Below are 25,547 nucleotides of genomic sequence, written 5' to 3' on the forward strand. Positions count from 1 at the left end.
GTGAACTACACTTCGTTAGGTCATTGAAGGAAACCGCATATGTTGGGTATTGTTTTTACGTCGTTGATCGATATGTTAGAAGAAAACGTGTCGCCTGAGTTTGCCGATGACGTCATTATGGAAGCAGATTTAGAAAACGAAGGCGCTTATACTGCTGTCGGCTATTACCCTTATGAAGATATGGAGCGACTGCTAGGTGTGCTGATTGAAAAAACCGGAAAGTCTGCCAACGAGCTACTATATGATTTTGGTTATTACCTTTTTGGGAAGTTAGGCGCTGCTCATGGCGACGTGCTAGCAAATACCGATGGTGTGCTGGATATGTTGGGTCACCTTGACGATGATATTCATGTACAAGTTAAGAAGCTCTATCCTGACGCAGACTTACCCCGTTTCAACGTGTTGTCGCGAACAGATACCACTATGCGATTGCAATACTATTCCGAGCGTAATTTATTTGCCTTGGCAGAGGGGCTTATGGACGGGGCAGCCGACTACTACCATTGTAAATTAGAGCGTGAGACACACCAGCTAACTACCCCTCATACTTACGAATTCAGCATAGCTGTGATTGCCTAGGCTTATCCATGCCGCAAAATTACACGGATAATGAAAGGCAAGTACAATTGCTTGAGCGTCGTTTAAAACGAGAGAAAAGTGCGCGTGAAGAGGCTGAGGACTTACTAACAAAAAAATCGCAGCAGCTATACGATGCACTCCGTGAAAGTCGGCAGTCTCAAGCCGATCTAGAATTAGCCTTATGGGCGTCCCAAGAGTCTTTTTGGAGTTGGCGAGCCGATAATGACGTTATGGAGATCCGCTCGTTCTCGCTATACAGTGGCAACGGCTCAATGTGGTCTGGCACTGTTATGGAACTTATGGCACGTGTGCATGAGGATGATATTGAAAATCTTCAATTTCATTGGTCGATGGCGATACACGGTAATCGAGATCGTATTGAGGTATCGTTTCGCTTGCGCTTTAAAGCCGACTATCAGTGGATTAGGTTGCGCGGCCGAGTGCTTAAAAGAGGAAGCGTGAGTGAAGCGCTTAATATTGTCGGTACCACCAAAGATATTACTCAACAGCGCAAAGCAGAGCAGTCTTTTGACTTAATGGCATCCGCGTTTGCCAGCTCAAGAGAGCCTATGCTGGTGTTAACCCCTGACCTAGTGATCACAGAATGTAACGACGCCTTTATTCGCTTGCTAGAAGCTCCAGTTAAAGAAACGTGCATCGGCGAGAGCTTTAATGCACTTTTAAAAGCAGAACGGGTTAATGAAGAGCAACTTATGCTCGACAAGCAACTTCGCTTTGAATCAAGATTAGATTCGCTGTCTGGTAAAACACGAATCGTCGATATTTCTATTGCTGTGTTCGAAGCCTATCGACAAACCTCTTCTTATTTAATAGCCACGCTGCGTGATATAAGCGATAGGAAGCGCAATGAAGCGCGTTTAAGACAGTTGGCACAGCACGACGATTTAACTGGCCTGTCTAATAGAAATTGGCTCCGTGAGTCTATAGATTCATATATAGCAAGCGGTGAGCCCTTTCTACTTATTTTCCTTGATTTGGACGGCTTCAAAGCCATTAATGACACTGCTGGCCACGATAAGGGCGATGCCGAACTTCAGCGAGTTGCGGCACTGTTAACCGCTATGTTTGGACCCATCGGCGAGGTTGGACGATGGGGTGGTGATGAATTCCTAGTGGTGCTCAAAGAAGAGGCGTCTGGCAGCGTCAAAGAAAAATGTGAGAGGCTAATAGAGCAAATAGAAGAGGATGTGATTTATGCCAAAGGCACTGAGTTGCGATTGTCTTCAAGTATCGGAATCGCCGCATATCCTGAGCACAGTGACGGAATAAAAAGCCTAATTCAATGCGCTGATGCAGCAATGTATAGAGCGAAAGAGTTGGGGAAAGGGCAGGTGTTTGTTTACGAACCTGGCCTATACGAGAGTATGACGCAGCAGGTCAGTATGGTGAATGATCTGCGCAAAGCGGTAGAAAATCACTTGCTCGATTTTTATATACAAGGAAAGTACGATCTTCACGGTAATTTAAAGGGCGGAGAAGTGCTTTGCCGCTGGATTTCCGGCCTTCATGGGGTGGTATCGCCCACTGTATTTATTCCAATCGCCGAGGAGCATAATCTCGACAGCGCCATCGGTTTATATGCAATAGAAGCTGCATGCGACTATATCTCTATAATGGAATCGCAGCAGGGAGAAGCCATTCCCCTCTCGGTGAACATTAGTGCTAATCAAATGCTTGATGACACGTTTCCAGAAAAAGCGTTAGACATCTGCCGTACAAATCATGTCTCTCCTGAATACATTGAGTTAGAGCTTACTGAATCGGTGTTTATACGCGATGAAAAAACCGCATTGCGTTCATTAAATGCATTGCGAGAGCTTGGCTTTAGACTTTCCCTGGATGATTTTGGCAGCGGTTTTTCATCATTAAGTTATTTGCGTATGTTCCAGTTTCAGGTGGTCAAAGTGGATAGAAGCTTAGTGAGTGGGATACATCAAGATAGTAAAGCGTACGCGCTATTTAGCGGCATAATAACCATGCTTCGAAGCTTAGAAATTGAGGTTGTCGCAGAAGGTATAGAGCTAGAAACGTACTTACCCTTTATGGAACAGGCCGACGTGCAGCTTATGCAGGGTTTTTATTTTGATAAGCCAATGCCGTATGACCAATTTTTAGCACGACATACATCAGAGTCTAAGCGATAACGATATCTGCCTGTGGGTAGGCTTTGAGCGCCAGCCGTTTTTTATAAAAAAAGCTCAGCGTCGCGAGACGCTGGGCTTTTTGTATTGATATGCAATTTTTGTTATTGTAATGTCTTACTATGTCTAGAGGTTAGCACGAGATAGCGTAATACCAACCGTGCTTGGCCGTGTTATTGGGCGTTCGTGCTTTCGAAAATCTTGTCTGCAGATGCAGCAACAAAACCTTGATAGCGCTTGCCGTTTGGCATGTCATAGCGCTGAGCAAACTCATAAAAACAGCTTGGAATAGACAGCGTTTCTTCGCTAAATGTCACGTCGCTACGGTCGGCCATTGTCGATGACTGAGCAAGGAAAACCTCAGGGCCACCTTTTATTTCGCCGCCGGATGTATTTAGCACAAAGCCTGCTTCTTTAAGAAGGGTGTTCACATCACTCAGTTCATTAGTGCGACTCAAATGGTTAACACTTACCGTAAAATGATTCGCTCTGAAGCCCCATGCGGCCATCCAAGCAGCGTATTCAGATTCATTGATGAGCGTATCGTATTCGGCTTTACTCACATCCCAGTGCTTACCCGAGTACAGGAAATTGTCTGCATCAGTAATATCACTTGGCATTTGTGCCACTAGCTTTTTAATAATTGCTTGAACGTCGCTAGACAGTTCATCAACGCGAAGTTCGCTAATAAACACTTTAGGCTTTGTATCGTCTGGGTGCTCAAAGTGTTTAGCCGTTAGCTTTTTCGCTTCAAAGTCGTAGTCGCCTTTTGCTTCATAGCCCAGTGCTAGGAAGTGAGCTGCTAACTTATCAAGTCGTGTCTTATCTAACGCAAAGGTTCTAAACGCAACGTGGTCGTTAACAATATTGCTATTGTTTTCTTCACCGGCAAGCAGTGCGTGAATCTTGTGCGCAGACGGCGTTATCTTTACGTAATCTTCCCACATGTTGGCAAATAAAGTATCAATATTACTGTGCATTTCGGTAGGGTCCTTGCATCTTTATAGTGATAAGCCAGGGCTTAATTTGCCCGGTAGCGTAACTTTTTCGAGCTCAACCGAGGCCACTGGGTAGGCGCAATAGTCAGCGGCATAAAACGCACTGGCACGGTGGTTACCGCTATCGCCAATTCCACCAAATGGTGCAGCGCTGCTTGCGCCAGTAATCGGTCTATTCCAGTTAACAATACCTGCACGAATGCGAGCAAAGAAATAGCGATAGTCTTCTTCGCTATCACCTAGCAAACCAGCCGATAGACCAAAACTCGTGTTGTTGGCTTCTGCAATGGCATCGTCAAAGTCGGTGTATCGAATAACTTTCAGTAGCGGACCGAAATGTTCTTCATCAGGCAATGCGTCAAGCATGTCTGTTACGTCGATAATGCCTGGCGTGGCAAACCCTTTTTGCGAATCTGGTTGCTCTAATCGAACGAGCACTTTGCCGCCTAATGCTTCAAGCTCGCTTTGCGCTGCAACCATAGAAGCTGCCGCTTTGCTTGAAATCATCGCGCCCATAAAGGGTTGCTCTTCTGCATCATAATCGCCCACTTTGATATTATTAGTCATGGCAATTAAGCGCTCGAGGATTGCGTCACCTTGGGCGTTTGCTGGCAAAAATAAGCGACGTGCGCAGGTACAGCGTTGTCCAGATGTAATGAATGCCGATTGTACGATGTCATGGGTTGCGGCATCTATGTCACTCACATCTTTAACGATGAGAGGGTTGTTACCACCCATTTCAAGGGCAAGAATTTTGCCAGGATGACCAGCAAACTGTTCATGTAATACACGACCCGTGCGTGAACTACCGGTAAAAAACAACCCGTCAATATCGTGATGAGCGGCAAGTGCTTTACCGGTTTCCACTTCACCTTGTACAAGGTTTAACACGCCTTTAGGCAAGCCTGCAGCATCCCACAGTTTTACCATTTCTTGCGCTACCATAGGCGTGAGATCGCTCGGCTTAAACACAACGGTGTTTCCCGCAATGAGTGCAGGGACAATGTGACCATTTGGCAGGTGGCCTGGGAAATTGTAAGGGCCGAATACAGCGACGACACCGTGAGGCTTATGACGTATAAATGCCTTGCCCACCGGCATAGGGTTTTCCACATCACCGGTACGCTCAAAGAATGCTTTTTCAGAAATGCCAATTTTACCCATCATGGCGCCAACTTCGGTAGCCGTTTCCCACTCTGGTTTGCCCGTTTCTTTCGCCATTACTTTAGCTAGGTGTTCTTTCGCTTCTTCAAGCTTACTGCCGTAGGCTTTGATGATGTCTAAACGTTGCGCTACGGTTTTTAAGCTCCATTCAACAAGGGCTGCTCTGGCTGATTTAATCGCTGCATCAATTTGTGATGCAGTAGCAGATTTTCCTTCCCAAATTACTTCATTTTTAGCGGGATCTATTGAGATAAGGTCGTGACCTTCTCCGGCAATCCACTCGCCGTTGATATAATGTGTGTGTAGCATAGGGATGTCCTTTATTAGTCGCGAAACGTAACGGGCGCAAAGCGCACCCAGTCGCCTTCATTAACATTTAAGGCAGCCGCAGCTTGGCGAGACAGCACCGCAATACGTTGTTCTTCACTCACGGTCATTTCTGCAGCGACTGCGCGAAATTCACTAATAGACGTGTTGATGATGTAGTGCGTTTGCCCTTGGGCCGCAGCCATGTCGTCAATAACAACAGGTAACTTGAGGCTACACTGAGCGGTTCGAATATGGCTAAGATTGGCTTCTACTGTAGGGCCCGCATCGAAAATATCCACATATCCTCTGCATGAGAAGCCTTCTTCTTCAAGAAGTTGCAATGCAGGACGGGTTTTGTCATGAACTTTACCAATGACATCTTGTGCAGCCTGACTGAGCAAGTTTACATAAATGGGGTATTTCGGCATGAGCTCTGCAATAAACACCTTATTGCCAATTCCTGTGAGGTAGTCGGCAGTAGGGAAGTCCATTGAGAAGAAGTGTGTTTCCAGCCATTCCCAAAAAGGAGACCGGCCTTGTTCATCGCTCACACCACGCATTTCTGCAATGACCGTTTCAGAGAAACGCTCGCGATGTTCCATCATGAATAAAAAGCGAACTTTCGATAAGAATCTACCGTTAATTCCGCCTCTTGCTTGCTCACGTAAAAACAGCGTACAAATTTCTGTAACACCAGTGTAGTCGTTACAGAAAGTAAGAATGTCCACAGTGTTGTGGATGTTTAACTCACGAGAAGCGTGCACCACTTTACTCAAGTGATAATGATAAAAAGCATCATCTATGCCTACCGCGGCCTCGATGCCAGTCGTGCCAACGACTTCACCGGTTGCAGTGTCTTCCATCACGAATAAATAAGACTCATCGCCTGGCTCAGTCACATTAGGTTTATTAAATGTACTGGCGGCGCGGTCAATCTTGCGCTGTAAAAGCTCATCGTTAACGGGCAATGACGTAAATCCAATGCCCGATTCGACGGCGATATCCTTAAGCGCATTGTAATCCGCTTTTTTTATAGGGCGAATGATGTTCATATTCACTTCTCTGGTAGAGGCTATTAGGCGTTTACAACAGCGGCAATTGCGCGCTCAAAACGTGTAAGACCTTCTACGATGTCCTCGTCAGGAATGACGAGAGACGGTGCAAAACGAATGACATTCATTCCGGCAACCAGACACATTAAATGCTCGTTAGTTGCCGCAGTCATAAAGTCTTTTGCACGGCCCTGATATTTTTCATTCAGTGCGCAACCAAGAAGCATACCTTGGCCACGAATTTCTTCGAAAACATGATGTTTGTCATTTATTTCGCCAAGAATTTTGCGGAACAGAGCTTCTTTTTTCAGCACGCCCGCCAATACGTCAGGTTGGTTTACAATATCCAACGCTTTTTCTGCGACGGCGCATGCTAGCGGGTTACCACCATACGTGCTGCCGTGTGTGCCTGGTTTAAGGTGCGCCGCGATGTCAGTGGTAGTTAACATAGCGCCAATGGGGAAACCGCCCCCCAACGATTTTGCGGTAGTTAAAATGTCAGGCGTTACGCCTAAACCCATGTAAGCATAGAGGTGACCGGTACGACCAACACCAGATTGAACTTCATCTAGAATTAATAGTGCATTGTGTTTGTCACATAACTCGCGTACGCCTTTGACAAACTCAATGTCGGGCGTAATGATGCCGCCCTCACCCTGCAGCGGCTCCATCATAACGGCACAGGTTTTGTCCGAGATCATCGCCTCAAAAGCGGCAAGATCATTAAAATCACAATGATCGACAGCGCCAGGCTTAGGACCAAAACCATCAGAATAAGCGGCTTGTCCACCTACGGTTACCGTAAAGAATGTACGGCCGTGGAAACCTTTATTAAACGCAATAATCTGGTTTTTATCTTCGCCGTGTTTGTCTAGAGCCCAACGGCGCGCAAGCTTCAGTGCCGCCTCGTTTGCTTCAGCGCCAGAGTTTGCGAAATAGACTTTGTCAGCGAACGTAGCGTCAGCCAGTTTTTTTGCTAAGCGTAGTGATGGCTCATTAGTAAAAACATTACTTAGATGCCAAAGCTTGGAACCTTGCTCATTTAACGCTTTAACAAGCTCAGGATGACAATGACCTAATACATTAACTGCTATGCCGCCTGCAAAGTCGACGTACTCAGCACCTTCTTGATCCCAAACGCGCGAGCCTTCGCCGCGAACCGGTACCATATGAGCTGGGTTATAGTTAGGAACCATTACATCGTCAAACGTCGCGCGAGTTACCTTCATTATCACTACCTCTGCATTGAGCGCTTTACACCAAATGCGGTGCGAAAAAGCGCAAAAAATAAAACTATACTGGAACGCAGTATGCCATTTTTTTTGCCATTTGTCTTGTCTTAGGTGTGCTCCAGCCCTTTAATTACAAGGACTGTGGCTTAATTTGCAAGAAAAGTGAATAACTATTAAATGCTAAGCAATATCATTTGGTAATAGCGATTTTCAGTGAATGATTTTCGGCTGAGGCATGCAGCAACGGGAGCGCTGCGTCTTAAAATGGGTGACTAAATTTTGTTTAAACGTTTACTCTTGTGCCGACGGGCTGCATGAATATCCATTAAAAAATTAATCTTCGGCATAACTTTTAACGAGAGGAAGTGTAAAAATATCGACATTTTTTAACTTTGCTAGAATGCCCTGTGGATATTTTAATGCTGACAATGCGAGTTTTGCGGTTTTGGCGTCGGTGAGTTTGGTTTGGTGTAGCGCTCGAACTTGAGCATATACTCGTGCTTGTGACAACGTATCGCTCAATACTGAGGGCTCTGCGTGTGGTGAATCTGCGATTGCCCGCATTGCAGGACTGATAAATAATCGTTTTAATGATAGCTCGTCTAATATATCGGCGGTTAACGCATCAGCAAAGCTTTGCTGCAGCGCTATGAGATGATTAGCTGATGGCACTATTTTGACTAATGCATCGTGGCGTTTGAGCTCTTTGTCTTTCTGGCACTCTTGTAAAAGATGCAGCTGCACTTTGTCGAACATTCTAAAGTAGAGGCGAATAACAGCGCATCTGCCTAAGTTACTTAGCATGCCAAGCATATAGGCATCTCTCTTGTTTATTCCCTGCGCTATTGCGATGTGCTGCGCCGTTATTGCTACACCCGTTGAGTAACTGGACAACTTTTGTTTAATCAGCGGGTAGGGGTCGGTAATTTGGGGCGTGGCGCGTTTTACGATGAGTGACGGGATGAGGAGTCTTAAGTTTTCAATACCTAAAAAACTCAGCGCAGTTCGCAGTGTCTCAACGATAATTATACGACCACGAGGGTCCTTTCTTCTAAAGCGAGGTGTATTGACAATACTCGTCAGCTCTTCAACAAGCCATGGGATAGTGGCAATAATAGGCTCAAGTTTTGAGACAGAGCAGGCTCTCACCGTCAATGCATCAAGCAACACACCAAGATTGGAAGGAAGATTGAGCAAGTTGCTTATCACTCCTGACGTATCTTTGAGATATTCCGACATTTCTTCTACGATAATATCATGGAGTTGAAAGGTGATTGATTCAATGTAGGAGGCCTCGGAGGTTTTTTGTAGTCGCTTATTCTCAATAGCCACCTTTTCTACGTGCAGTAACTGCCGTCGCGCATCGCCTTGCTCTGATTGTTCGAAGGTCACTTTGCCCGCTGGTGATTTTCCCAGTATCTCGAACACACGCTCTGTTGAGATGATTAAATTCTCAAAACAGTCGTTAACACAAGGCTGCGTTGCGGAGGCAGAGGGCACGTGCAGAAGACTCCGATGCTTAATGTTCTCGTACGTTGCTGTATTATCGTACATTTTATGACATTTTCCTACTTTCAATTATTCCTTCAGCGTTGTTTCACCAAAACATAGCATAATAGCTTGCTACCTCAGCAATTGGCAGAGGTAGCATCTAACCATATAGGCTTCTCGTTAAACAGCCTTCTCATTCAACCGAGCTCTAGCTTAATACTCGACTACGCATATTGGCGTTGCAACTTAGATAGGCAATTCATCAGATATTGTAAAGATCGGCACGCTCAGGAACATATCGGCAGTAGATACAATTACTTAAGCTGTGGCTTGCCTCGATAGGAAAACAAATTTCGCCAGCACATCGTGACCATATTCAGTCAATAGCGATTCAGGGTGATATTGAACTCCCCAAATAGGCATTTCCCGGTGAGAGATAGCCATAATTTCTTTTTCACCGTTATTGGTAGTACACCATGCATCAGCATTGAGGCATGCAGGAAGGCTTGTCGGTTTTAATACGAGAGAATGATAGCGCGTAACGTCAAATGGATTTGGAAGCCCTTTTAATAGGCCTGTATTGGTATGATGCAGTTTTGATATTTTTCCGTGTTTTATTTCTTGTGCCCCAACCACGCTAGCCCCAAAAACTTGGCCGATAGCCTGGTGCCCTAAGCACACACCTAAAATAGGAATAGTTCCTGCAAACCGCTCTATTGCCTGTAAGCTAATTCCTGCTTCGTTAGGTGTACAGGGGCCCGGTGATATAACGAGCTGGGAGGGCGCTAGATGAGCAATCTCATCTAGCGTGATGGCGTTATTTCGCACTACTTTTACGTTGACACCTAACTCTAAAAAGTAGCGAGCTAAGTTGTGAGTGAACGAATCAAAGTTATCAATCAACAATAACACGGTAGTGCTATACCTCTGTGTGATATAAATTTATGTAGTTTACAAAAACGAGTATGATCAACACGCTAGTGGGTTACTCCACGGTAAAATGCCCCTATGGTTTAGGAATAAAACCCACCGCATCATAGACTTTCTTCAATGTCACACTTGCTCTTTCAGAGGCCTTATTGGCACCACTTTGCATCACCTTGTCAAGGAAAGCTCTGTCGGCACGAATTTTTTCGTATTCTTTTTGAATCGGCGTAATCAATGAAACAACGGCTTCAGCAACATCACCTTTAAGGTGCCCATACATTTTATCAGTGTACTCAGGCTCAAGCTCTTTTATCGATTTGCCCGTTGATAAGGACAGTAAAGTAAGCAAATTAGATACGCCAGGCTTCTCTTTCGGGTCAAAGTAAATATTAGCCTGCTCGTCTGAGTCGGTAACGGCGCGCTTTATTTTCTTCGTTAGCTTTTTAGGCTCTTCAAGTAAACCAAGAAAGTTATTCGGGTTTGTATCCGACTTGGACATTTTCTTTTCGGGCTCTTGTAAGCTCATGATTCGAGCACCAAAGTCTGGAATATATGGGTCAGGCAGTTTAAAAACATCGCCGTAAAGATTATTCACCCGCGTAGCGATATCGCGCGTTAGCTCTAAATGTTGCTTCTGGTCCTCACCAACGGGTACTTTATCTGCTTGATAAACCAAGATATCGGCAGCCTGCAATACTGGGTAGCTATATAAGCCTACGTTGATATTGTTTTCGTTTTTGGCAGACTTATCTTTAAACTGAGTCATTCTATTGAGTTCGCCCATTTGAGCGTAACAATTTAGCACCCACGACAACTGCGCATGCTCAGGTACGTGAGACTGCATAAAGATAGTGCTTTTTTGTGGGTCGATACCGCATGCAAGGTAGAGAGCTAGGCCATCTAAGCAGGCTTCAAATAACTGCTTGGGATCTTGGCGAACTGTAATGGCATGCAAATCGACAATCATGTAAAGACAGTCGTAATCTGCTTGCATGGAAACCCATTGCTTAAGCGCACCCATATAGTTACCAAGGGTGAGTTGTCCAGAAGGCTGACAGCCACTTAATACAACGGGTTTATTGCTCATTATTTTTACCTGTAATTGTGTTTACTAAATTATGCTTTAGATAGTGATGCAAGCTCTTGTCGCATTTCGCCGATGACTTTTGCGTAATCATCTTGAGAAAAAATGGCGGAACCTGCGACAAACATATCTGCACCCGCTTCAGCGATGTCGCGAATGTTATCTACTTTTACGCCACCGTCAATTTCTATTCTTATATCATAGCCACTTTCTGCAACGCGCTGCTTCACTGCACGTACTTTACCCAATGTCGACGGGATAAAGGCCTGTCCGCCAAAACCTGGGTTTACTGACATTATAAGAATGTGGTGAAGTTTATCCATTACATGATCTAAGTAATGTAATGGTGTCGCTGGATTAAAGACTAATCCAGGTTTACATCCTGAATCGATAATGAGCTGCAGAGACCTGTCGATGTGCTCAGATGCCTCAGGGTGAAAGCTGATGTATGACGCACCAGCATCGGCAAATTTCTCTATTAGGTCATCTACTGGCTTCACCATTAAATGCACATCAATGGGGGCAGTAATGCCGTAGTGTCTTAATGCATCGCAAATCATAGGTCCGAAAGTAAGGTTTGGGACATAGTGATTATCCATAACATCAAAATGAACGATATCCGCGCCCGCATTGATCACTTTCTCGACATCAGCACCAAGTCGAGCAAAATCTGCTGAGAGAATAGAGGGCGCAATTAAAAATGGTTTCATTTTTCATCCTTAGTCATTAATGCATACATAGCGATTGATGGATGCTGCAGTGTACATATACGCAATGCACACAGATGCAATGTGCACAAATGCAGGTTGATGAAAGTTTAACGAAATCCTGCGCGCTTTACTACGAACTCTGTATTTTCTCCCGACAATTTAAAGTACCCGCTTTTTCGAAGAGTGAGAAATGCAATACAGCCTGCCCAGTTTTGGGGAGTGCGCGTTAATCTGGTGCATTTTTATTCATTTAAGCTGCATGGTTATTTTCATTTAATTCTTTTGGTTTTTAAATAAAATCATTTAAATCAATAAATTGAAATTAATTTCAACTCTTTTTCACTCATGCCATAAACGGGCATCAGTTTTGCGTTAGCTAGTGCAAATATAAAAATACAGACAGAAAAACTAATTAAAAACAAATTGGAATTTGACTGGAGAACACACATGAAAACGTCTACAAAAAGAACTTTACTTGCCGTTGCTATATCAACGGCGTGCCTTTTCACTGCAATGCCCACTTATGCAGAAGTTACTGCAAATGCAAGTTTCACAAGTAACTACATCTGGCGTGGTCTTACTCAAACAACGAATGATGCAGCTGTTCAAGGCGGTATTGACTATGCACACGAAAGCGGTTTTTACGCAGGTACTTGGGCGTCGAATGTAAACTACGGTGCTGATGACGTATATTCATACGAGCACGATTTGTATTTCGGTTTCTCTGGTGAGTCTGAAGACGGTATCGCTTATGATGTGGGATACCTTTATTACAACTACGATTCAGAAGCTGAGTTTGATTTTGCAGAGGTCTACGGCTCTGTAGGCATAGGCGGTCTAAGCCTTACAGTTTCATTGCTAGCGCACACAGAAGCAGATGAAGGCGAAGGACAAGATTTTGGTTTCGGTAAGGCAACGTATGTCTCATTAGACTATGGCATGCCAGTACTAGACGGTGCGGAACTTGGTTTCCATGTTGGATACCACCAAGGCGATTTCGCTGAGGCGTTTAACGGTGTACCAGATGGTTACGCAGATTATGGTGTTTCACTGTCTAAAGATGGTTTTAGCTTTGCGATTACGGGTACCGATTTAGATGATACCGGCGCAGACGCTTACGACAACGATGCGGTAAAATTCACTGTTAGCTATGGTATGGATTTCGAGCTATAGACGCTTTTACACGTCTTTATAATAGAGTCCTTTCGGCTTATTGATAAAAAGCCCAGCATGATCGTGCTGGGCTTTCTTCATGAATAGATGGGGTGTCAGCGGACAAAAATAATTAGCTTGTTCATTAACCTATTTAGATTATACTAGAACGTAATTTAGACTGTGTGATAGGAGTTTTCAGGATGAAAGTCCTCCCGTTTTTTGCCTTATGTGGCGTGGTTGCGCTTGGGAGTGCGGCAGTGGTTTCAGCACCAACCAGCCGCTCCTCAGTTTGTGAATTTCAACCTGTAACAGAGTTCAATCCAAAACTACCCGCTAGTCATGTTATGAATCAATGTGCTCGGTATCAAGAAGGCGTTGAGGAAGTCAGCTGGCTCTCATGGGTTGCGGGTAAGTCATCATCATTCCAGTTTCATTTCCTCGATTTATTAGAGTTGTTACACAGCGATAACGCTCACCAAGACTTTTCTTCGTCTCCAAAAGACGCTCAGTAATGAGTCACAAATCCGACTCTGGTTTATGGGCGATAGTTGGAAGTGTTTTAGCTAGCCTATTCGGTGTGCAAAGCCATAAAAATTACGAACGTGATTTTACACAGGGCACCTTTGTTATCTATGCAGTCATCGGCGTGATTATGGTGATACTGTTCGTGGTAGGCTTGTATACTTTTGTTAAGTGGTATGTAGGGTAACAACGTAATATGACAGTAAAACTTGGGCTAGCCCTAGTTGAATGTTTGACAACCCAAGACTATTTAGACGTTGAGCCTTTACTGTTATTCACTGCTGACAAATTCAACGCAGTTCTTTTTGTTTTACTTACCCCTTTCGCTTTTTTGGCTGACGACATCACCGGTGAGAAAAACGCGAGTATTTCATCTACCGGGTCTCGCTTTGCACCATTTTGGCTAATGGAACGCTTTACCGATAGCATGCTGAAATCAGCCCCGTGGTACAAGTTTCTAGTTAATGGTAGGTCGTGATTTGAAACTAACACCGGGATCCCTCTTTTCTGGGAGGCTTTAGCAGCAAGGTTCGCCAATTTTTCCTGCGCTTCTGGCCCAAAGCTGTGACTGGCGTAACTGGTAAAAGCTGCAGTTTTACTTATTGGTGCATAGGGCGGATCACAGTAGATTACATTACCTTTTCTTGCTCTTGAAAATACTTTTTCAAAAGGCAAACAGGTAAAGGTCGCTTTTTGAGACTTTTCCGAAAATACAAACATCTCATGTTCTGGGAAATAGGGCTTTTTATAGCGTCCGAATGGCACGTTAAACCTGCCTTGAAGACTGTACCGGCATAATCCATTGTAGCCGTGTCTATTTAAATACAGAAACAAAATAGCGCGGTAGTATTCGTCTTCAGTTTTATTAAACTCTTCCCGCAATGCATAGTACATTGACTCATTATTTCGAACAGTGCTAAAAAATTCTCGGGCATCATTGATTAGCGCGTCAGGCTGCGCTTTGAGAAAGTTGTATAGATTAATTAAATCTGGATTGATGTCGTTTAAGAGGTAACGTTTGTATTGCGTATTCAAAAACACAGATCCGGCGCCGACAAAAGGCTCAATAAGCTTATTTGCTTGCGGTAATCTGGCTTGAATATGCTCAACCAAGCTGTATTTGCCACCGGCCCACTTCAAAAAAGCACGGTTCTTTTTTTGCATCATGCGTAAACGTTACTACCTACACGGAATGAAGACGGTGGTTATTCCTAACGTCGCCGTTCTAGGCGTATTGCTGGGGAAGGGAGCCTTTCGGCGTCACCACACTAATCAGTAATTGTATCTTTCATCGTTTAAACGGACAACCGACAAGTGCTGGCCATTTGATATCTTTTTCAAATCGACTAAAAAGTCTGCAAGTAGAGTATTTTCACTGGTTTTCGGAAAGTGCTATTTCCTGCAAAATTTGTTGCCCGTTTTTTACAAAAGCTGACGCTTTATTTGGGTAGTCAGGCAGCGCTTGTTTTGCTTGCTGAGCTTGTTCAGCAGATGCAAACGTTTGAGCAGATATCACTACATACCAATCGCCGCCATATCGCTGTGTTTTATAAATTCGGGTTTGTTCTCGCAAATTATTTTCTTCAATAAAGTCGTTCAAAACCCGTTCGTTTGTCATTGCCAGCATTTGTAACGCGAACTCTGTGGAAGCAATGAAATTCAACGCAGTTTCGGAGGCAGGTAACTGTACTCGGGTTGTCGCTGCGTCATTAACTGAATTATTTATTGAATTAGCGGAATCTGTCGAGCTGATCGTATCGGAATTCTTGCTGATGCCAATGGTGGTGCTTCTTTCCTGACTTGAAGCACTGTCCTTCGTCAATAAGTTATCACCTGTTGAGATGGCTTGTTGCCAAGTGGTGATTAAAGCTTCTGGTCGATTTTGTTCGGTCTCATTGATTTGAGACTTCACACTTTCGTTTGCTGTTTCATCAGAGTTTGGTAAAGAGCCATCAGCGTTTAATAGATAGCCATTAGCATTGAGTTCCATTTCATTGTTTTGAGTTCCTGCTGCTATCTGATCATAGGCGGAGCCGGGCTCAACAAGATTAGCGTTAGCCTCGTCTGCACTGTCTATCGGAGCAAAGAGAGAAGCGATATCGTCGCCGTATTGCCAATAGACCAACCCTGAAAAGGTGCTGAAAAAAACGAAAACCAATAACACATAAAGCCATCTTGACTTTAGCGGGTTGGAAAAGGTTAGAGCGGTGTGCTGCTGTCGGTTTTCGAGGTGTGCTTGAAATGCTTCTCGACGTGCTGCAATCATTTTATCTAAATCAGAAGCAAAGTTAGGTTGCTCATCGATCACAGATTGACTGCTAATAATTAAAGGAGTGTCAGTATTTTTAGCAGGCAGCCATTGCTTTGCTCGCTCTGCCCATTGGCTATCGGCAAACAACAATACATTTAAATGCTGTTTATTGCCGGCAAAGCGGCTTTGTAGAACAAGGTCCCATAATTCCTGTAAAAAGGCATCGGGCAAGTGGTGGGATTGAGTAATAGCTATTAGTATAGGCCCCTCATGATTGTTTAAATCAACGAGCAGCTCATTCAGCGGTCTAACAAAGCTTCCTACGACTTGCCCTAGCAGTTGACGACAGAGTTGGCGTCTGTAGTCAGACATACCCATATTCTCCTGCGCTGTCAGGTAGGCAATTTCAGTATCATCATGCTGTTGAAATACAAAGGCTTCTAACGTTTTTTGTTGCTGAGCTATAGAGTCACCACTGACAAAAATCAGTTGCGATGAGTAGTTAACTAAATACTCCAAACGTTCATGCAGTTCATTTTGCATGTGTTTGCCCCCTATAAAAGCCTTGCGGCGAATAGACAACAGTAATACCGCAAACTAATGTGATTATTTGCGGTCACTAATCTTAATAGCTAGGGAAGGACGTGCGAAAGTATGTCGTCTGTTACTGCTTTTGTAACCACCGCATTGCCAATGCCTTTGGGAAGCACAAATCGTATGCTACCAGCTTCTACTTTCTTGTCTCGCTTCATGTGCTTGACGTAGTCAGCTTTGGTCATAGTTTCAGGCCCTTCAACGGGAAGGTCGAAGGCTTTAAACAGCGAGGTAACACGACGAGTTTCTGACGTTTCAAACCAATCTAGCTCTTGTGCAGCTAAACAAGCAATTATAGTACCAGCTGCCACTGCTTCGCCATGAAGCCAGTTGCCGTAACCTTGTTCTGCTTCTATAGCGTGACCAAACGTATGGCCTAAATTGAGAATGGCGCGAAGTCCACCTTCCCTTTCATCTTTTGCCACCACGTCCGCCTTAATTTCACAGCAGCGGTGTATGGTTTGACTCAACACGTCATTGTCGAGGGCTTTCAACGGTTCCACTTGAGACTCAAGCCAAGCGAAGAAAGATGCATCGTAAATAATGCCATACTTCACCACCTCAGCCATGCCTGCTGAAAACTCTCGCTTTGGAAGGGTAGATAATGAGAGAGTGTCTATGGCAACAAAAACAGGCTGATAGAATGCACCAATCATGTTCTTCCCAAGCGGATGATTGACAGCAGTCTTTCCACCAACCGATGAATCAACTTGAGAAAGTAATGTAGTTGGGACTTGAATAAAGGGGATGCCACGCTGATAGGTTGCCGCTACAAATCCAGTAAGGTCGCCAATTACCCCGCCGCCTAATGCGATTAAGGTAGTATCGCGAGCGGCATTAATTTCTAGCAACCGAGTCATAACTACCTCGAATTGTTCGAGGTTTTTATACTGCTCTCCGTCGGGCAGAATTATGGTCTCTACATTGACATCACCACAGGCTGCTTTTGTCTTATCGAGGTATAGTGGAGCAACGGTTTCGTTGGTCACTATAACAACGAGAGGCCCTTTTATGTAGGGGCTAAAAAGGGCAGACTGCTTGAGCAAGCCTGCTTCTATCTGTATTGGATAGCTACGGTCTCCAAGTTCCACAGTTAAAGTTGACATGGGCGCAGCGCCTCCAGATGATACAATTTATTTTTTAAAGACCGATTTTGCTGATGATTTGATTGGCTACCGCACGTGCAGATTGGTCGTCGGTATCTACCACGTAGTCGGCCACTTCTTCGTACAAAGGGTTGCGTGAATCAGCAAGGTCGCGAAGTACCTTCTCAGGATCTTCGTTTTGTAGAAGGGGACGACGCTTGTCCCGTTGGGTACGAGCAACTTGCTTATCAATAGTGGTTTGCAGATAAACGACGATACCGCGGGCGGATAAACGGTTGCGCACTGCTTTAGTCACGATAGAGCCACCGCCAGTCGCTAGAACAATACCTTGCTTGTCGGTCAAATCGTTGATGACGTTTTCTTCACGTGCTCTAAAACCATCTTCACCTTCCAAGTCAAAGATCCAGGCAATGTCAGCCCCTGTGCGGCGCTCAATTTCCTGATCAGAATCAAAAAAATCCAAGTGAAGTTCGTCTGCTAGATGTCTACCGATTGTGCTCTTGCCAGCACCCATCGGGCCAACTAAAAAGATATTACGTTTTTCAGCCATATTTGCTTATATCACAACTTAATCATGTTAGGGGCAGTGCACTGTTGCCTTACCAGCCTACCCATTGACTCGTGCCTATTTAATGTTCAATAAGCACCACTCCTTAAACCTCGTTAGTATTTCGAGACGGCGATTATCTCAGTTTCCTACAAGGCGTTGCAAGTTTTGTTGCCAACAATATGCATATACCTGTAATTTCACTTAAAAAAACAGGGTTGAAATAAAAAACGTGCAAGGTTATGCACGTTTTCTTGGTAACTCAGCGAAGATGCTACGGTTTTTCAGTAATTATTTTCGGCGTTACAAAAATTAACAGCTCTCGCTTTTGCTGAAGTTCAGTGGTGTTTCTGAATAATGCACCTAGTACAGGAAGGTCCCCAAATAGTGGTACTTTGTTTACACTGTCGCTGCTCGTTTGCTGGAAGATACCGCCAAGAACAATCGTTTCTCCATTTTCAACCAGTACCTGCGTCTGTATTTCTTGTGTATCGATTGCTACGGCATCCCCTGTCGATGTAGATACCGTCTCTCCCCGTGTATCTTGCGTTACCACCAAATCTAAAATAATTCGGTTGTCGGGAGTAATATGAGGTGTCACTTTCAGTGACAATACCGCTTTCTTAAACTCAACTGCCGTGGCGCCGCTAGAGGTTGCTTGTACAAATGGAATCTCTGTACCTTGCTCAATATACGCTTCGTGTTGATTTGCAACGGTGATACGGGGGCTAGCAATGATTTCCCCCTTACTTTCAGATTCTAATGCCGATAGCTCTAAATCTAATATGGTGCCATCGATTAAGCTTGCTACTTGAAAGCCAATGGTGCCCGCGGCACTACTTACCGGTAAATTAACGTTTAATCGGTTGTTGACCGGAGGAACAATTCCACCCGCAATGATATCTGCACCTTCAAGCGATCCTGAAACGCCATTGTCATTTTGTCTGTCACTAAAGCCCCAACGAACCCCAAGTTGCTCATCCACATTGTCCAATACGGTGACCATGCGGCTTTCTATGAGCACCTGTTTAACCGGTATATCAAGCACTTCAATAGTCTTTCTCGCCTCGTCGATAGACTCCAAGGTGTCTCTTATCAATAGCGTATTGGTGCGCTCATCAACGGTAACGCCGCCTCTGTCTGAAAGAATGCCACCTTCCGACGATTTCAAAATCGCGGCAAGTTCTGCTGCTTTTGCGTAGTTAATCGCAATGTCTACTGTCTGTAGCGGAGCTAAATCGGCCACTTGCTGACGAGACTGTAGCGCTTGGGTTTCTCTTGCCGATAATTCTTCTGCTGGTGCGATCAGCAGAATGTTTCCGTCTAAACGCTTGTCTAAACCTTTTACTCTCATGATCATATCTAGGGCCTGATCCCACGGTACGCCAGAAAGGCTAATCGTGACATTACCCGTCACCGAATCGGTTGTAACAAGGTTAAATCCGTTAATTTGAGCAATAATCTGCAAGACCTGACGCACCGGAACGTCCTGGAAGTCGAGTGATATCGGTTCGCCTGTATATTTTTTCTCGCTGCTAAGAGCCTCTTGCTGCGCTTTATCCATGGGAACTACTTCAATATGAAGTTGTTTTCCTTTTACCGTATTTTTGACGGTCACTGTGCCCTCATAATTCACTTCAATCCGCGCAGATTTGTCGTCTTCAAATGTTTCAATGGTAGACACCACTGTGCCAAAATCAGCAACATCAAGCTCTACAAACTGATTTTCTCCTAGTTTCGTTGCCATTAACGTTACTGAGACTTTTCCTTGAGATTCAATAAGCTGGGTCTTCGGTACTTGGCCATCAAATGTCACGATAGTTATGGCGGCGTTGTTGGCGTTTTGAGTAAAGTCTACATCGACAATAGTGCTGGTCATTCGCTGGGCATCGCCCATGGACTGTGGATCTACCAAAACGGGCTCTTGTGCTTTTGAGGGGGCAACAAACAGGGTGCAAGAGACAAGCGCGGCAATAATACCCGTTAACCAATACCATCGAGGCCCGCTACGATTAAGAGACTTATTAAATATGTATCGCTCGGCCATGTTTACTCTCCCGCCTGTGATGCTGTTGTCATTGTTGTTGTTTTCCTTTGCCAGCAGCCAGCACCATCTGGTAATAACTGTTCTATGATAATTGAATCTGTGCCGATTTGCGTGACGCTGCCGTAAAATAGCCCAATTCTGCTGTTCGTTTTTGCTTTATGAAGAACACCGTCATTACTTTTTATAAGCGCCCACTTCTCGCCTTGAACGGTAAAGCTTCCGGTTAATACAAGGGCGTCTAAGCCATAGTTTTCTAGCGCTTGTTTGGAGCGTTGAAAATCGGGTTGTAAGCAATTCTCAACACGAGTTTGGCTCACTACCTCAGGTATCCCTTTAGGCTGTTCAAAAGGACTTCGCAACGAACTGGCACTGTATGCAAAAGGCGGTTGAGTTGTAAATTTAGTGTATGGTTCTACGCTTGGTTGAGCTCGACTTTTCACGCTCTCTGTATAAGCCTGTAAATCATTCATTTCTGGAGCGCACCCAGAAATAATAACAAAAATCCACAATGATAAAAGATATCGCATCAGTCTTCGTCTCCCTCTAAAAGTGAGGGATTGTCTGAACGGTATGTTTTCGCTTGTAATCTTAGAGTTAAGCCATTCTCATCGCGGGCTATATCAAAATCGTGCAGCGTTACAATACGAGGTAAATCTGCTACGTTAGAGACAAATTCGCCAAAGTTGTGATATCCGCCACTTACTTCCATCTCAATTGGCAGCTCGGTATAGAATTCTTTTGGCACTTCTTGCTGCCAGTTGAGCAGTTTGAAGGTTAATCCTGCCGATGTACCCACATAGGTAATATCGTCAAGTAAGCCTGGTGTCTCATTACTGGTAGGTAAGCTTTTAAGCATAGAAGAAAAGTCTTTCTTTATTTGCTCTAACTGGGCTTGATAAGCATCGAGGTTTGCGGCGATACGATATTTCGCCTCAAATTGGAGCTTTAACTCGTCCTCTTTTAATTTCGCTGTATCCAAAATAGGAAGCTTTGGACTTATCAGCAGGTAGTAACTTAATGCGCCTATGGCAATTGCAACGAATGCTGCCACAACGATACGGACTTCGTTGGGCCAAATAGCAATTTGTTCGAAATCGAGTTCGTTGAGTTCTTTTAGTTTTGAGACATCAAACTTCATTGCTATTGAACCTCACTTTCTTCATCTGCTGCCGGTGCCAGATTCGGGGTAATAGAAAATGTAAGTGTAAAGTCACTCACTGCACGAGCGGCACTGCTATCCGATTTGATGGTAGAAAGCTCAGCAGACACAAAGGTGACAGAGTTGTCTAATGCACGCATAAAATCAGATAACCTGTTGTTTGAATCGCTTGTACCCTCAATTTTTATGCTGTTTCCAGTACGAGCCATGTTGTTAAACGCTACACCCGAAGGTACGAGCTTTGCTAACTCATCAAATACAATGGGAGAGATGTTGCGACTTGCTTGAAGTTGTTTAATCAGGGTCATCCGCTGCTCAATGGCGCTTTTGTTTTCTTTGACTTTCTTTATGTCGCCAATTTGATTGTCTAAAGCAGCAATTTCACGCTCTAAATATTGATTTCGCGAGTTTTGATGGCTAATTTGTTGATCAATGGCTTGTCCAACAAACCAAAATATTAACCCAACAATTGCCGCGACGGCCACTAATGCTGCCAGATACTGTTGCTTTTGATGCTGACGCTGCTTTTCGCGCCAAGGGAGTAGGTTTACATGTGCCACGGGGTAAAACTCCTACTCGCTAGACCCGCTGCTATGACTAGTTGAGGCGCTAATTTTTGCAGCTTTGAAGCATCTAATTTAGGATTTATTGTCATGCCAGCAAAAGGGTTAAAGCGAGCAACGTCAAGACCTAAGTCTTGGTTTAAAATATCAACCAAAGGCTCAATAGTTGCAGCGCCTCCGGTAAGTAAAATTTTCTGAGGGCGTTCTGCATGCAGGGTGCTCATGTACATCTGTAATGCGCGATTGATGCTTTGTTGAAGGTTTGCGGCGAAAATTGGCAGTGTGTCTTCAACCCAATTTCCCGATAACGTACCATCTAGTAACTGCCGCTCTGCTGTCTCGCGCTCAATCATATGAATGGCGCTGATATCGTTTATGAGATTATTCAGTCCAAAAGAATGTTCTTTTGTGTAGATAACATTGCCATCTTTGACTACACAAATTTGGAGTAATGACGCGCCCACGTTAACGCAGCAAAGTGACTCTTCTTTATTCTTATTAGCGTAAAAGAAATCTAACGCATTGCCAATAGCATAGTTCTCCATGTCTACAATTTTAGGTTCGAAATTGGCTTCTCTTGCCAGCAACAGCCGGCTATCTACCAAGTCTTTATGCGCAGCCGTCAGCAGTACATTAACTTTGCCCGTATGCGTCTTACTTGGGCCCATTTCTTCAAAGTCTAGGTAAACTTCTTCTAAAGGATAGGGAATGAGACTATCTGCTTCTATCTCAATTTGGTTTTCTAAATCGAAATCACTTTGCTCAGGGTCCATATAAACGACTTTACTAATAACAGACGTACCTGCAACAGCTATATTGGCTAGCTTAATTTTGGTTCTAAGTGCTTTTCTGATCTTTTTGAGCGCGATACTGACCGATTCATAATCTTTTATGTCGCGCTCTGAAAAAGCAATTTTACTGATGGGTTCGCAGGCATACCCTTGAAGCACAAAGCCGTCTTTTGTCTGCTCTATCCATACCGCTTTTATTTGACGCGTACCTATGTCTAAGCCCACAATAGGCGATGGCTTTTTTTTGAGTAGCGATTTCATTTATTAGTGCCTAGTTTCAAAGGTAGTTGCTCTACAGTACAATATTAAGCTAAATAATTCATATGTATGGTTCTATTGATAACACATACGTATAGAATATACGTCATTTCATCATAAATTTCCTTGGTACCTGTTACAGTGAAGTACATTAAACCGCTAATCCTTTTTAGTTTCTTATCCGGTCTTCTTGGCTTTGCTACGCTGGTTGGTATTTACTTTTATATCAAACCTGACCTGCCTAGTGTCACTGTCCTTAAGGATGTTCGCCTGCAAACCCCAATGCAGATATATACCAAAGATGGCAAACTTATTTCCCAGTATGGAGTTAAACGGCGGATACCGGTAAAACTTGAGGATGTTCCGAAGCAATTAGTCGATGCGATTATTGCAACAGAGGATAGCCGTTTTTATGAACATCACGGTATAGATCCTATTGGTATAGTTCGAGCGGCGGTGAGCTTAATACTGACCGGTGAAAAGCGACAAGGTGCCAGTACACTCACCATGCAATTGGCGAGAGGTTTTTTTCTGTCTAGGGAAAAAACGTACATCCGTAAGGTGAAAGAAATTTTTATTGCACTTCATATGGAACAGGAGCTTTCGAAGCAAGAAATTTTAGAGTTGTATTTAAACAAAATCGAGCTAGGACACCGTTCATTTGGTTTTGGAGCAGCATCACAGGTGTATTACGGGAAACCACTAACTGAGCTGTCACTAGCGCAATTAGCCACTATCGCTGGCCTTCCTAAAGCGCCATCAGTACTTAACCCTATCAGCGGGCCCGAGCGTTCTTTAGAAAGACGTCGTGTTGTACTATTGAGGATGCTCGATGAAAATTACATTACCAAAGCACAGTTTGATGAAGCTGCAAGCGCTCCTGTTACTGCACGTAAACACGGCGCTGAAATTGAAGTAGATGCGCCATACCTAGCAGACGTTATTTATTCCGAAATGGTAGAAACCTACGGAAAAGAAGAAGCAGAAACGGGCGGGTATCAAGTTTACGCAACGGCCACATCTGAACTACAGCTTGCTGCTCAAAGAGCGGTGGTTCGAAATCTACACGACTATGACGAGCGCCATGGCTATAAAGGGGCATTAGGCTACCTGTGGGATATTCCCAAAGCTGAGTCAAAAGATGAGGGGATCCCATTGCTGTCATTGAGTTTTGACATAAGCAATCGCACTCAACGAGCGATGTGGGATGACTCGTCGTTAATATCGGTTTTAGAGGAAGTACCCTACATCAAACCGCTCGTGCCAGCAGTGGTGAAAGTGGTAAACGAAAAGTCCATAGAGGTACTAACAGTTAATGGCGAAAATCGCACTATAGAGTGGGGAGGGCTAGACTGGGCACGTAAATACATCACTGACTTTAGGCAAGGTAAGGATCCGGATTCAGCCTCTGATGTGACTCGCGAGGGTGCGGTAATTTATATTCGCAAGCAGGATGGTGAGTGGCGAATTGCGCAGATACCTGAGGTAAGCGGTGCGTTCATCGCACTTAATCCTAAAAACGGTGCCGTGGAAGCGGTTGTGGGTGGCTATAGCTTTTATCAAAGTCAGTTTAATCGGGCTACGCAAGCTAAGCGGCAGGTTGGCTCTAACATTAAGCCTTTTGTCTATTCAGCCGCAATCGACAGTGGTTATACATTAGCGTCTATCATCAACGATGCACCAATTAACCAATGGAACGCCGCTACCGGTGTCGCATGGCGTCCGCAAAATTCCCCTGCTGAATACGACGGACCTATTCGCATGCGAAAAGCATTGGGTAAATCGAAAAACGTGGTGTCTGTTCGTCTGCTTCGTGGCGTAGGGTTGCAAGAAACAGCAAATTACTTAACCCGTTTTGGTTTTAACAAAGAGGATATTCCGCTTGATGAGACCGTATCACTTGGCTCAAGCTCACATACGCCTTTAGAAGTGGTACGCGGTATGTCCGTTATTGCTAACGGTGGTTACCTCGTAAATCCTCATTTCATAAGCGAAGTTCTCAATGAAAACGGAGAGCAATTGTGGTACGCAAACCCAGTATGGGCATGTCATCGCTGTGAAGACGAGGGCGAGGCCCCAACGTCCAAGCCTTTAAACGAAGATGATATTGAAGCACTACTTGCGGCTCAGTTAAATGAAGATGCTGGTACGGTAGATTTGACGAAAAACGCTGAAGAAAAAACCATAGCGCCTCAAGTTATCAGTGCACAAAATGCATTCCTTGTCGCTGAGATGATGCGAACGGGCGTGAGAGCTAACGGTGATTGGAATAAAAAAACCTATTGGCTTGGCACTGGGTGGCGCGCAAGGAATATATTGCAGCGAACGGACATTGCCGGTAAAACCGGAACAACAAACGACTCAAGAGACACATGGTTTAGTGGGTTTCACAAAGATATAGTGGCAACTGCTTGGGTGGGTTTTGACAACATGAGCCGCCAGCTTGGACGTGCTACGCGCAATCAGAACTTAATTAATAAAAATCCTGAAAAGTTTAATTGGATTGGAAATGCCCTGATTGGAACTGAGGATGGAGCTAAAGCAGCAGGTCCTGCTTGGATCCGATTCATGGAATACGCATTGGCTGAAAAGCCTTATTCTCCAATGCCTGTGCCTGAAGATATCGTTCGCGTGCGCATTGATCGTACCAGTGGAAAGTTGACCAACCGCACAGACCATACGACACTATTCGAATATTTCCTTCAAGGTACGGAGCCTACCACATACGTTAGTGATAACGATGTGGTAGACCCAGCCGAGCAGGATGAAACAACAACGCCAAAGTCAGAAGAAATATTTTAACAAAGGGAGGGGGCTAGCCCTCGCCCTTATTAGGCTTTGGTCCT

23 protein-coding genes are annotated in these 25,547 nt (G+C 44.4%); 6 read left to right on the forward strand and 17 right to left on the reverse strand.

Annotated elements, in window-relative coordinates:
- Positions 1 to 39 precede the first annotated feature (39 nt).
- Together ACOJR9_RS01985 and ACOJR9_RS01990 are read left to right on the forward strand one after the other, a co-directional pair.
- The gene (locus ACOJR9_RS01985) at positions 40 to 579 is read left to right on the forward strand and encodes a heme NO-binding domain-containing protein (protein WP_420934752.1); all 540 of its coding nucleotides are present in this window, start codon (positions 40 to 42) and stop codon (positions 577 to 579) included.
- Between the two features lie 8 nt (positions 580 to 587).
- Positions 588 to 2,744, forward strand: coding sequence for a putative bifunctional diguanylate cyclase/phosphodiesterase (locus tag ACOJR9_RS01990; protein WP_420934753.1), 2,157 nt, complete (start codon positions 588 to 590; stop codon positions 2,742 to 2,744).
- A 170-nt stretch (positions 2,745 to 2,914) separates the two neighbouring features.
- Here the strand turns inward: ACOJR9_RS01990 and ACOJR9_RS01995 are convergent, their stop codons facing one another.
- The 8 genes from ACOJR9_RS01995 to rpe all read right to left on the reverse strand — a co-directional run bounded on the left by ACOJR9_RS01995 (position 2,915) and on the right by rpe (position 11,708).
- Complete coding sequence (locus ACOJR9_RS01995) at positions 2,915 to 3,721, reverse strand: DUF1338 domain-containing protein (protein ID WP_420934754.1); 807 nt, start codon at positions 3,719 to 3,721, stop codon at positions 2,915 to 2,917.
- Between the two features lie 21 nt (positions 3,722 to 3,742).
- Positions 3,743 to 5,212 (reverse strand): succinylglutamate-semialdehyde dehydrogenase, encoded by a 1,470-nt coding sequence (gene astD / locus ACOJR9_RS02000; protein WP_420934755.1) that lies wholly within the window; start codon positions 5,210 to 5,212, stop codon positions 3,743 to 3,745.
- A gap of 14 nt (positions 5,213 to 5,226) precedes the next feature.
- Complete coding sequence (gene astA, locus ACOJR9_RS02005; protein WP_420934756.1) at positions 5,227 to 6,264, reverse strand: arginine N-succinyltransferase; 1,038 nt, start codon at positions 6,262 to 6,264, stop codon at positions 5,227 to 5,229.
- A gap of 23 nt (positions 6,265 to 6,287) precedes the next feature.
- Positions 6,288 to 7,493 carry an aspartate aminotransferase family protein gene (locus ACOJR9_RS02010; protein ID WP_420934757.1) on the reverse strand — a complete coding sequence of 402 codons (1,206 nt, stop codon included), beginning with the start codon at positions 7,491 to 7,493 and terminating at the stop codon, positions 6,288 to 6,290.
- A 336-nt stretch (positions 7,494 to 7,829) separates the two neighbouring features.
- Positions 7,830 to 9,050: an HDOD domain-containing protein gene (locus tag ACOJR9_RS02015; protein ID WP_420934758.1), complete on the reverse strand. Its 1,221-nt coding sequence runs from the start codon at positions 9,048 to 9,050 to the stop codon at positions 7,830 to 7,832.
- 255 nt (positions 9,051 to 9,305) lie between these two features.
- Positions 9,306 to 9,899 (reverse strand): anthranilate synthase component II, encoded by a 594-nt coding sequence (locus ACOJR9_RS02020; RefSeq protein ID WP_420934759.1) that lies wholly within the window; start codon positions 9,897 to 9,899, stop codon positions 9,306 to 9,308.
- 94 nt (positions 9,900 to 9,993) lie between these two features.
- The gene (gene trpS, locus ACOJR9_RS02025) at positions 9,994 to 11,001 is read right to left on the reverse strand and encodes a tryptophan--tRNA ligase (protein ID WP_420934760.1); all 1,008 of its coding nucleotides are present in this window, start codon (positions 10,999 to 11,001) and stop codon (positions 9,994 to 9,996) included.
- A 29-nt stretch (positions 11,002 to 11,030) separates the two neighbouring features.
- Positions 11,031 to 11,708 carry a ribulose-phosphate 3-epimerase gene (rpe, locus tag ACOJR9_RS02030; protein WP_420934761.1) on the reverse strand — a complete coding sequence of 226 codons (678 nt, stop codon included), beginning with the start codon at positions 11,706 to 11,708 and terminating at the stop codon, positions 11,031 to 11,033.
- 447 nt (positions 11,709 to 12,155) lie between these two features.
- Between rpe and ACOJR9_RS02035 the strand changes: the two genes are divergently transcribed.
- From ACOJR9_RS02035 to ACOJR9_RS02045, 3 genes are all read left to right on the forward strand, one after another.
- Positions 12,156 to 12,881, forward strand: coding sequence for a TorF family putative porin (locus tag ACOJR9_RS02035; protein ID WP_420934762.1), 726 nt, complete (start codon positions 12,156 to 12,158; stop codon positions 12,879 to 12,881).
- A 182-nt stretch (positions 12,882 to 13,063) separates the two neighbouring features.
- Positions 13,064 to 13,375 carry a hypothetical protein gene (locus ACOJR9_RS02040; protein WP_420934763.1) on the forward strand — a complete coding sequence of 104 codons (312 nt, stop codon included), beginning with the start codon at positions 13,064 to 13,066 and terminating at the stop codon, positions 13,373 to 13,375.
- Positions 13,375 to 13,572: a DUF2970 domain-containing protein gene (locus ACOJR9_RS02045; protein WP_420934764.1), complete on the forward strand. Its 198-nt coding sequence runs from the start codon at positions 13,375 to 13,377 to the stop codon at positions 13,570 to 13,572. The genes ACOJR9_RS02040 and ACOJR9_RS02045 overlap by 1 nt, the downstream gene beginning before the upstream one ends.
- Before the next feature lie 59 nt (positions 13,573 to 13,631).
- Here ACOJR9_RS02045 and ACOJR9_RS02050 read toward each other — a convergent pair whose 3' ends face one another.
- From ACOJR9_RS02050 to pilM, 9 genes are all read right to left on the reverse strand, one after another.
- Positions 13,632 to 14,552, reverse strand: coding sequence for a Dam family site-specific DNA-(adenine-N6)-methyltransferase (locus ACOJR9_RS02050; protein ID WP_420934765.1), 921 nt, complete (start codon positions 14,550 to 14,552; stop codon positions 13,632 to 13,634).
- A 205-nt stretch (positions 14,553 to 14,757) separates the two neighbouring features.
- The gene (locus tag ACOJR9_RS02055) at positions 14,758 to 16,179 is read right to left on the reverse strand and encodes an SPOR domain-containing protein (protein ID WP_420934766.1); all 1,422 of its coding nucleotides are present in this window, start codon (positions 16,177 to 16,179) and stop codon (positions 14,758 to 14,760) included.
- A gap of 89 nt (positions 16,180 to 16,268) precedes the next feature.
- Positions 16,269 to 17,336: a 3-dehydroquinate synthase gene (gene aroB, locus ACOJR9_RS02060; protein WP_420934767.1), complete on the reverse strand. Its 1,068-nt coding sequence runs from the start codon at positions 17,334 to 17,336 to the stop codon at positions 16,269 to 16,271.
- A gap of 34 nt (positions 17,337 to 17,370) precedes the next feature.
- Positions 17,371 to 17,886, reverse strand: coding sequence for a shikimate kinase AroK (aroK, locus tag ACOJR9_RS02065; RefSeq protein WP_032095188.1), 516 nt, complete (start codon positions 17,884 to 17,886; stop codon positions 17,371 to 17,373).
- A gap of 271 nt (positions 17,887 to 18,157) precedes the next feature.
- The gene (locus tag ACOJR9_RS02070) at positions 18,158 to 19,930 is read right to left on the reverse strand and encodes a type IV pilus secretin PilQ (protein ID WP_420934768.1); all 1,773 of its coding nucleotides are present in this window, start codon (positions 19,928 to 19,930) and stop codon (positions 18,158 to 18,160) included.
- Between the two features lie 2 nt (positions 19,931 to 19,932).
- Complete coding sequence (locus ACOJR9_RS02075) at positions 19,933 to 20,457, reverse strand: pilus assembly protein PilP (protein ID WP_420934769.1); 525 nt, start codon at positions 20,455 to 20,457, stop codon at positions 19,933 to 19,935.
- Positions 20,457 to 21,068: a type 4a pilus biogenesis protein PilO gene (locus ACOJR9_RS02080; RefSeq protein ID WP_420934770.1), complete on the reverse strand. Its 612-nt coding sequence runs from the start codon at positions 21,066 to 21,068 to the stop codon at positions 20,457 to 20,459. The genes ACOJR9_RS02075 and ACOJR9_RS02080 overlap by 1 nt, the downstream gene beginning before the upstream one ends.
- Positions 21,069 to 21,070: 2 nt before the next feature.
- Positions 21,071 to 21,649 carry a PilN domain-containing protein gene (locus ACOJR9_RS02085; protein WP_420934771.1) on the reverse strand — a complete coding sequence of 193 codons (579 nt, stop codon included), beginning with the start codon at positions 21,647 to 21,649 and terminating at the stop codon, positions 21,071 to 21,073.
- Entirely contained in the window at positions 21,637 to 22,704 is a 1,068-nt protein-coding gene (gene pilM / locus ACOJR9_RS02090; RefSeq protein WP_420934772.1) for a type IV pilus assembly protein PilM, read from the reverse strand. Before pilM ends, ACOJR9_RS02085 begins: the two co-directional genes overlap by 13 nt.
- 138 nt (positions 22,705 to 22,842) lie before the next feature.
- Between pilM and ACOJR9_RS02095 the strand changes: the two genes are divergently transcribed.
- Complete coding sequence (locus ACOJR9_RS02095; protein ID WP_420934773.1) at positions 22,843 to 25,503, forward strand: penicillin-binding protein 1A; 2,661 nt, start codon at positions 22,843 to 22,845, stop codon at positions 25,501 to 25,503.
- Positions 25,504 to 25,547 lie beyond the last annotated feature (44 nt).

The sequence above is a fragment of the Alteromonas ulvae genome (assembly GCF_048987005.1).
Lineage (GTDB): Bacteria > Pseudomonadota > Gammaproteobacteria > Enterobacterales > Alteromonadaceae > Alteromonas.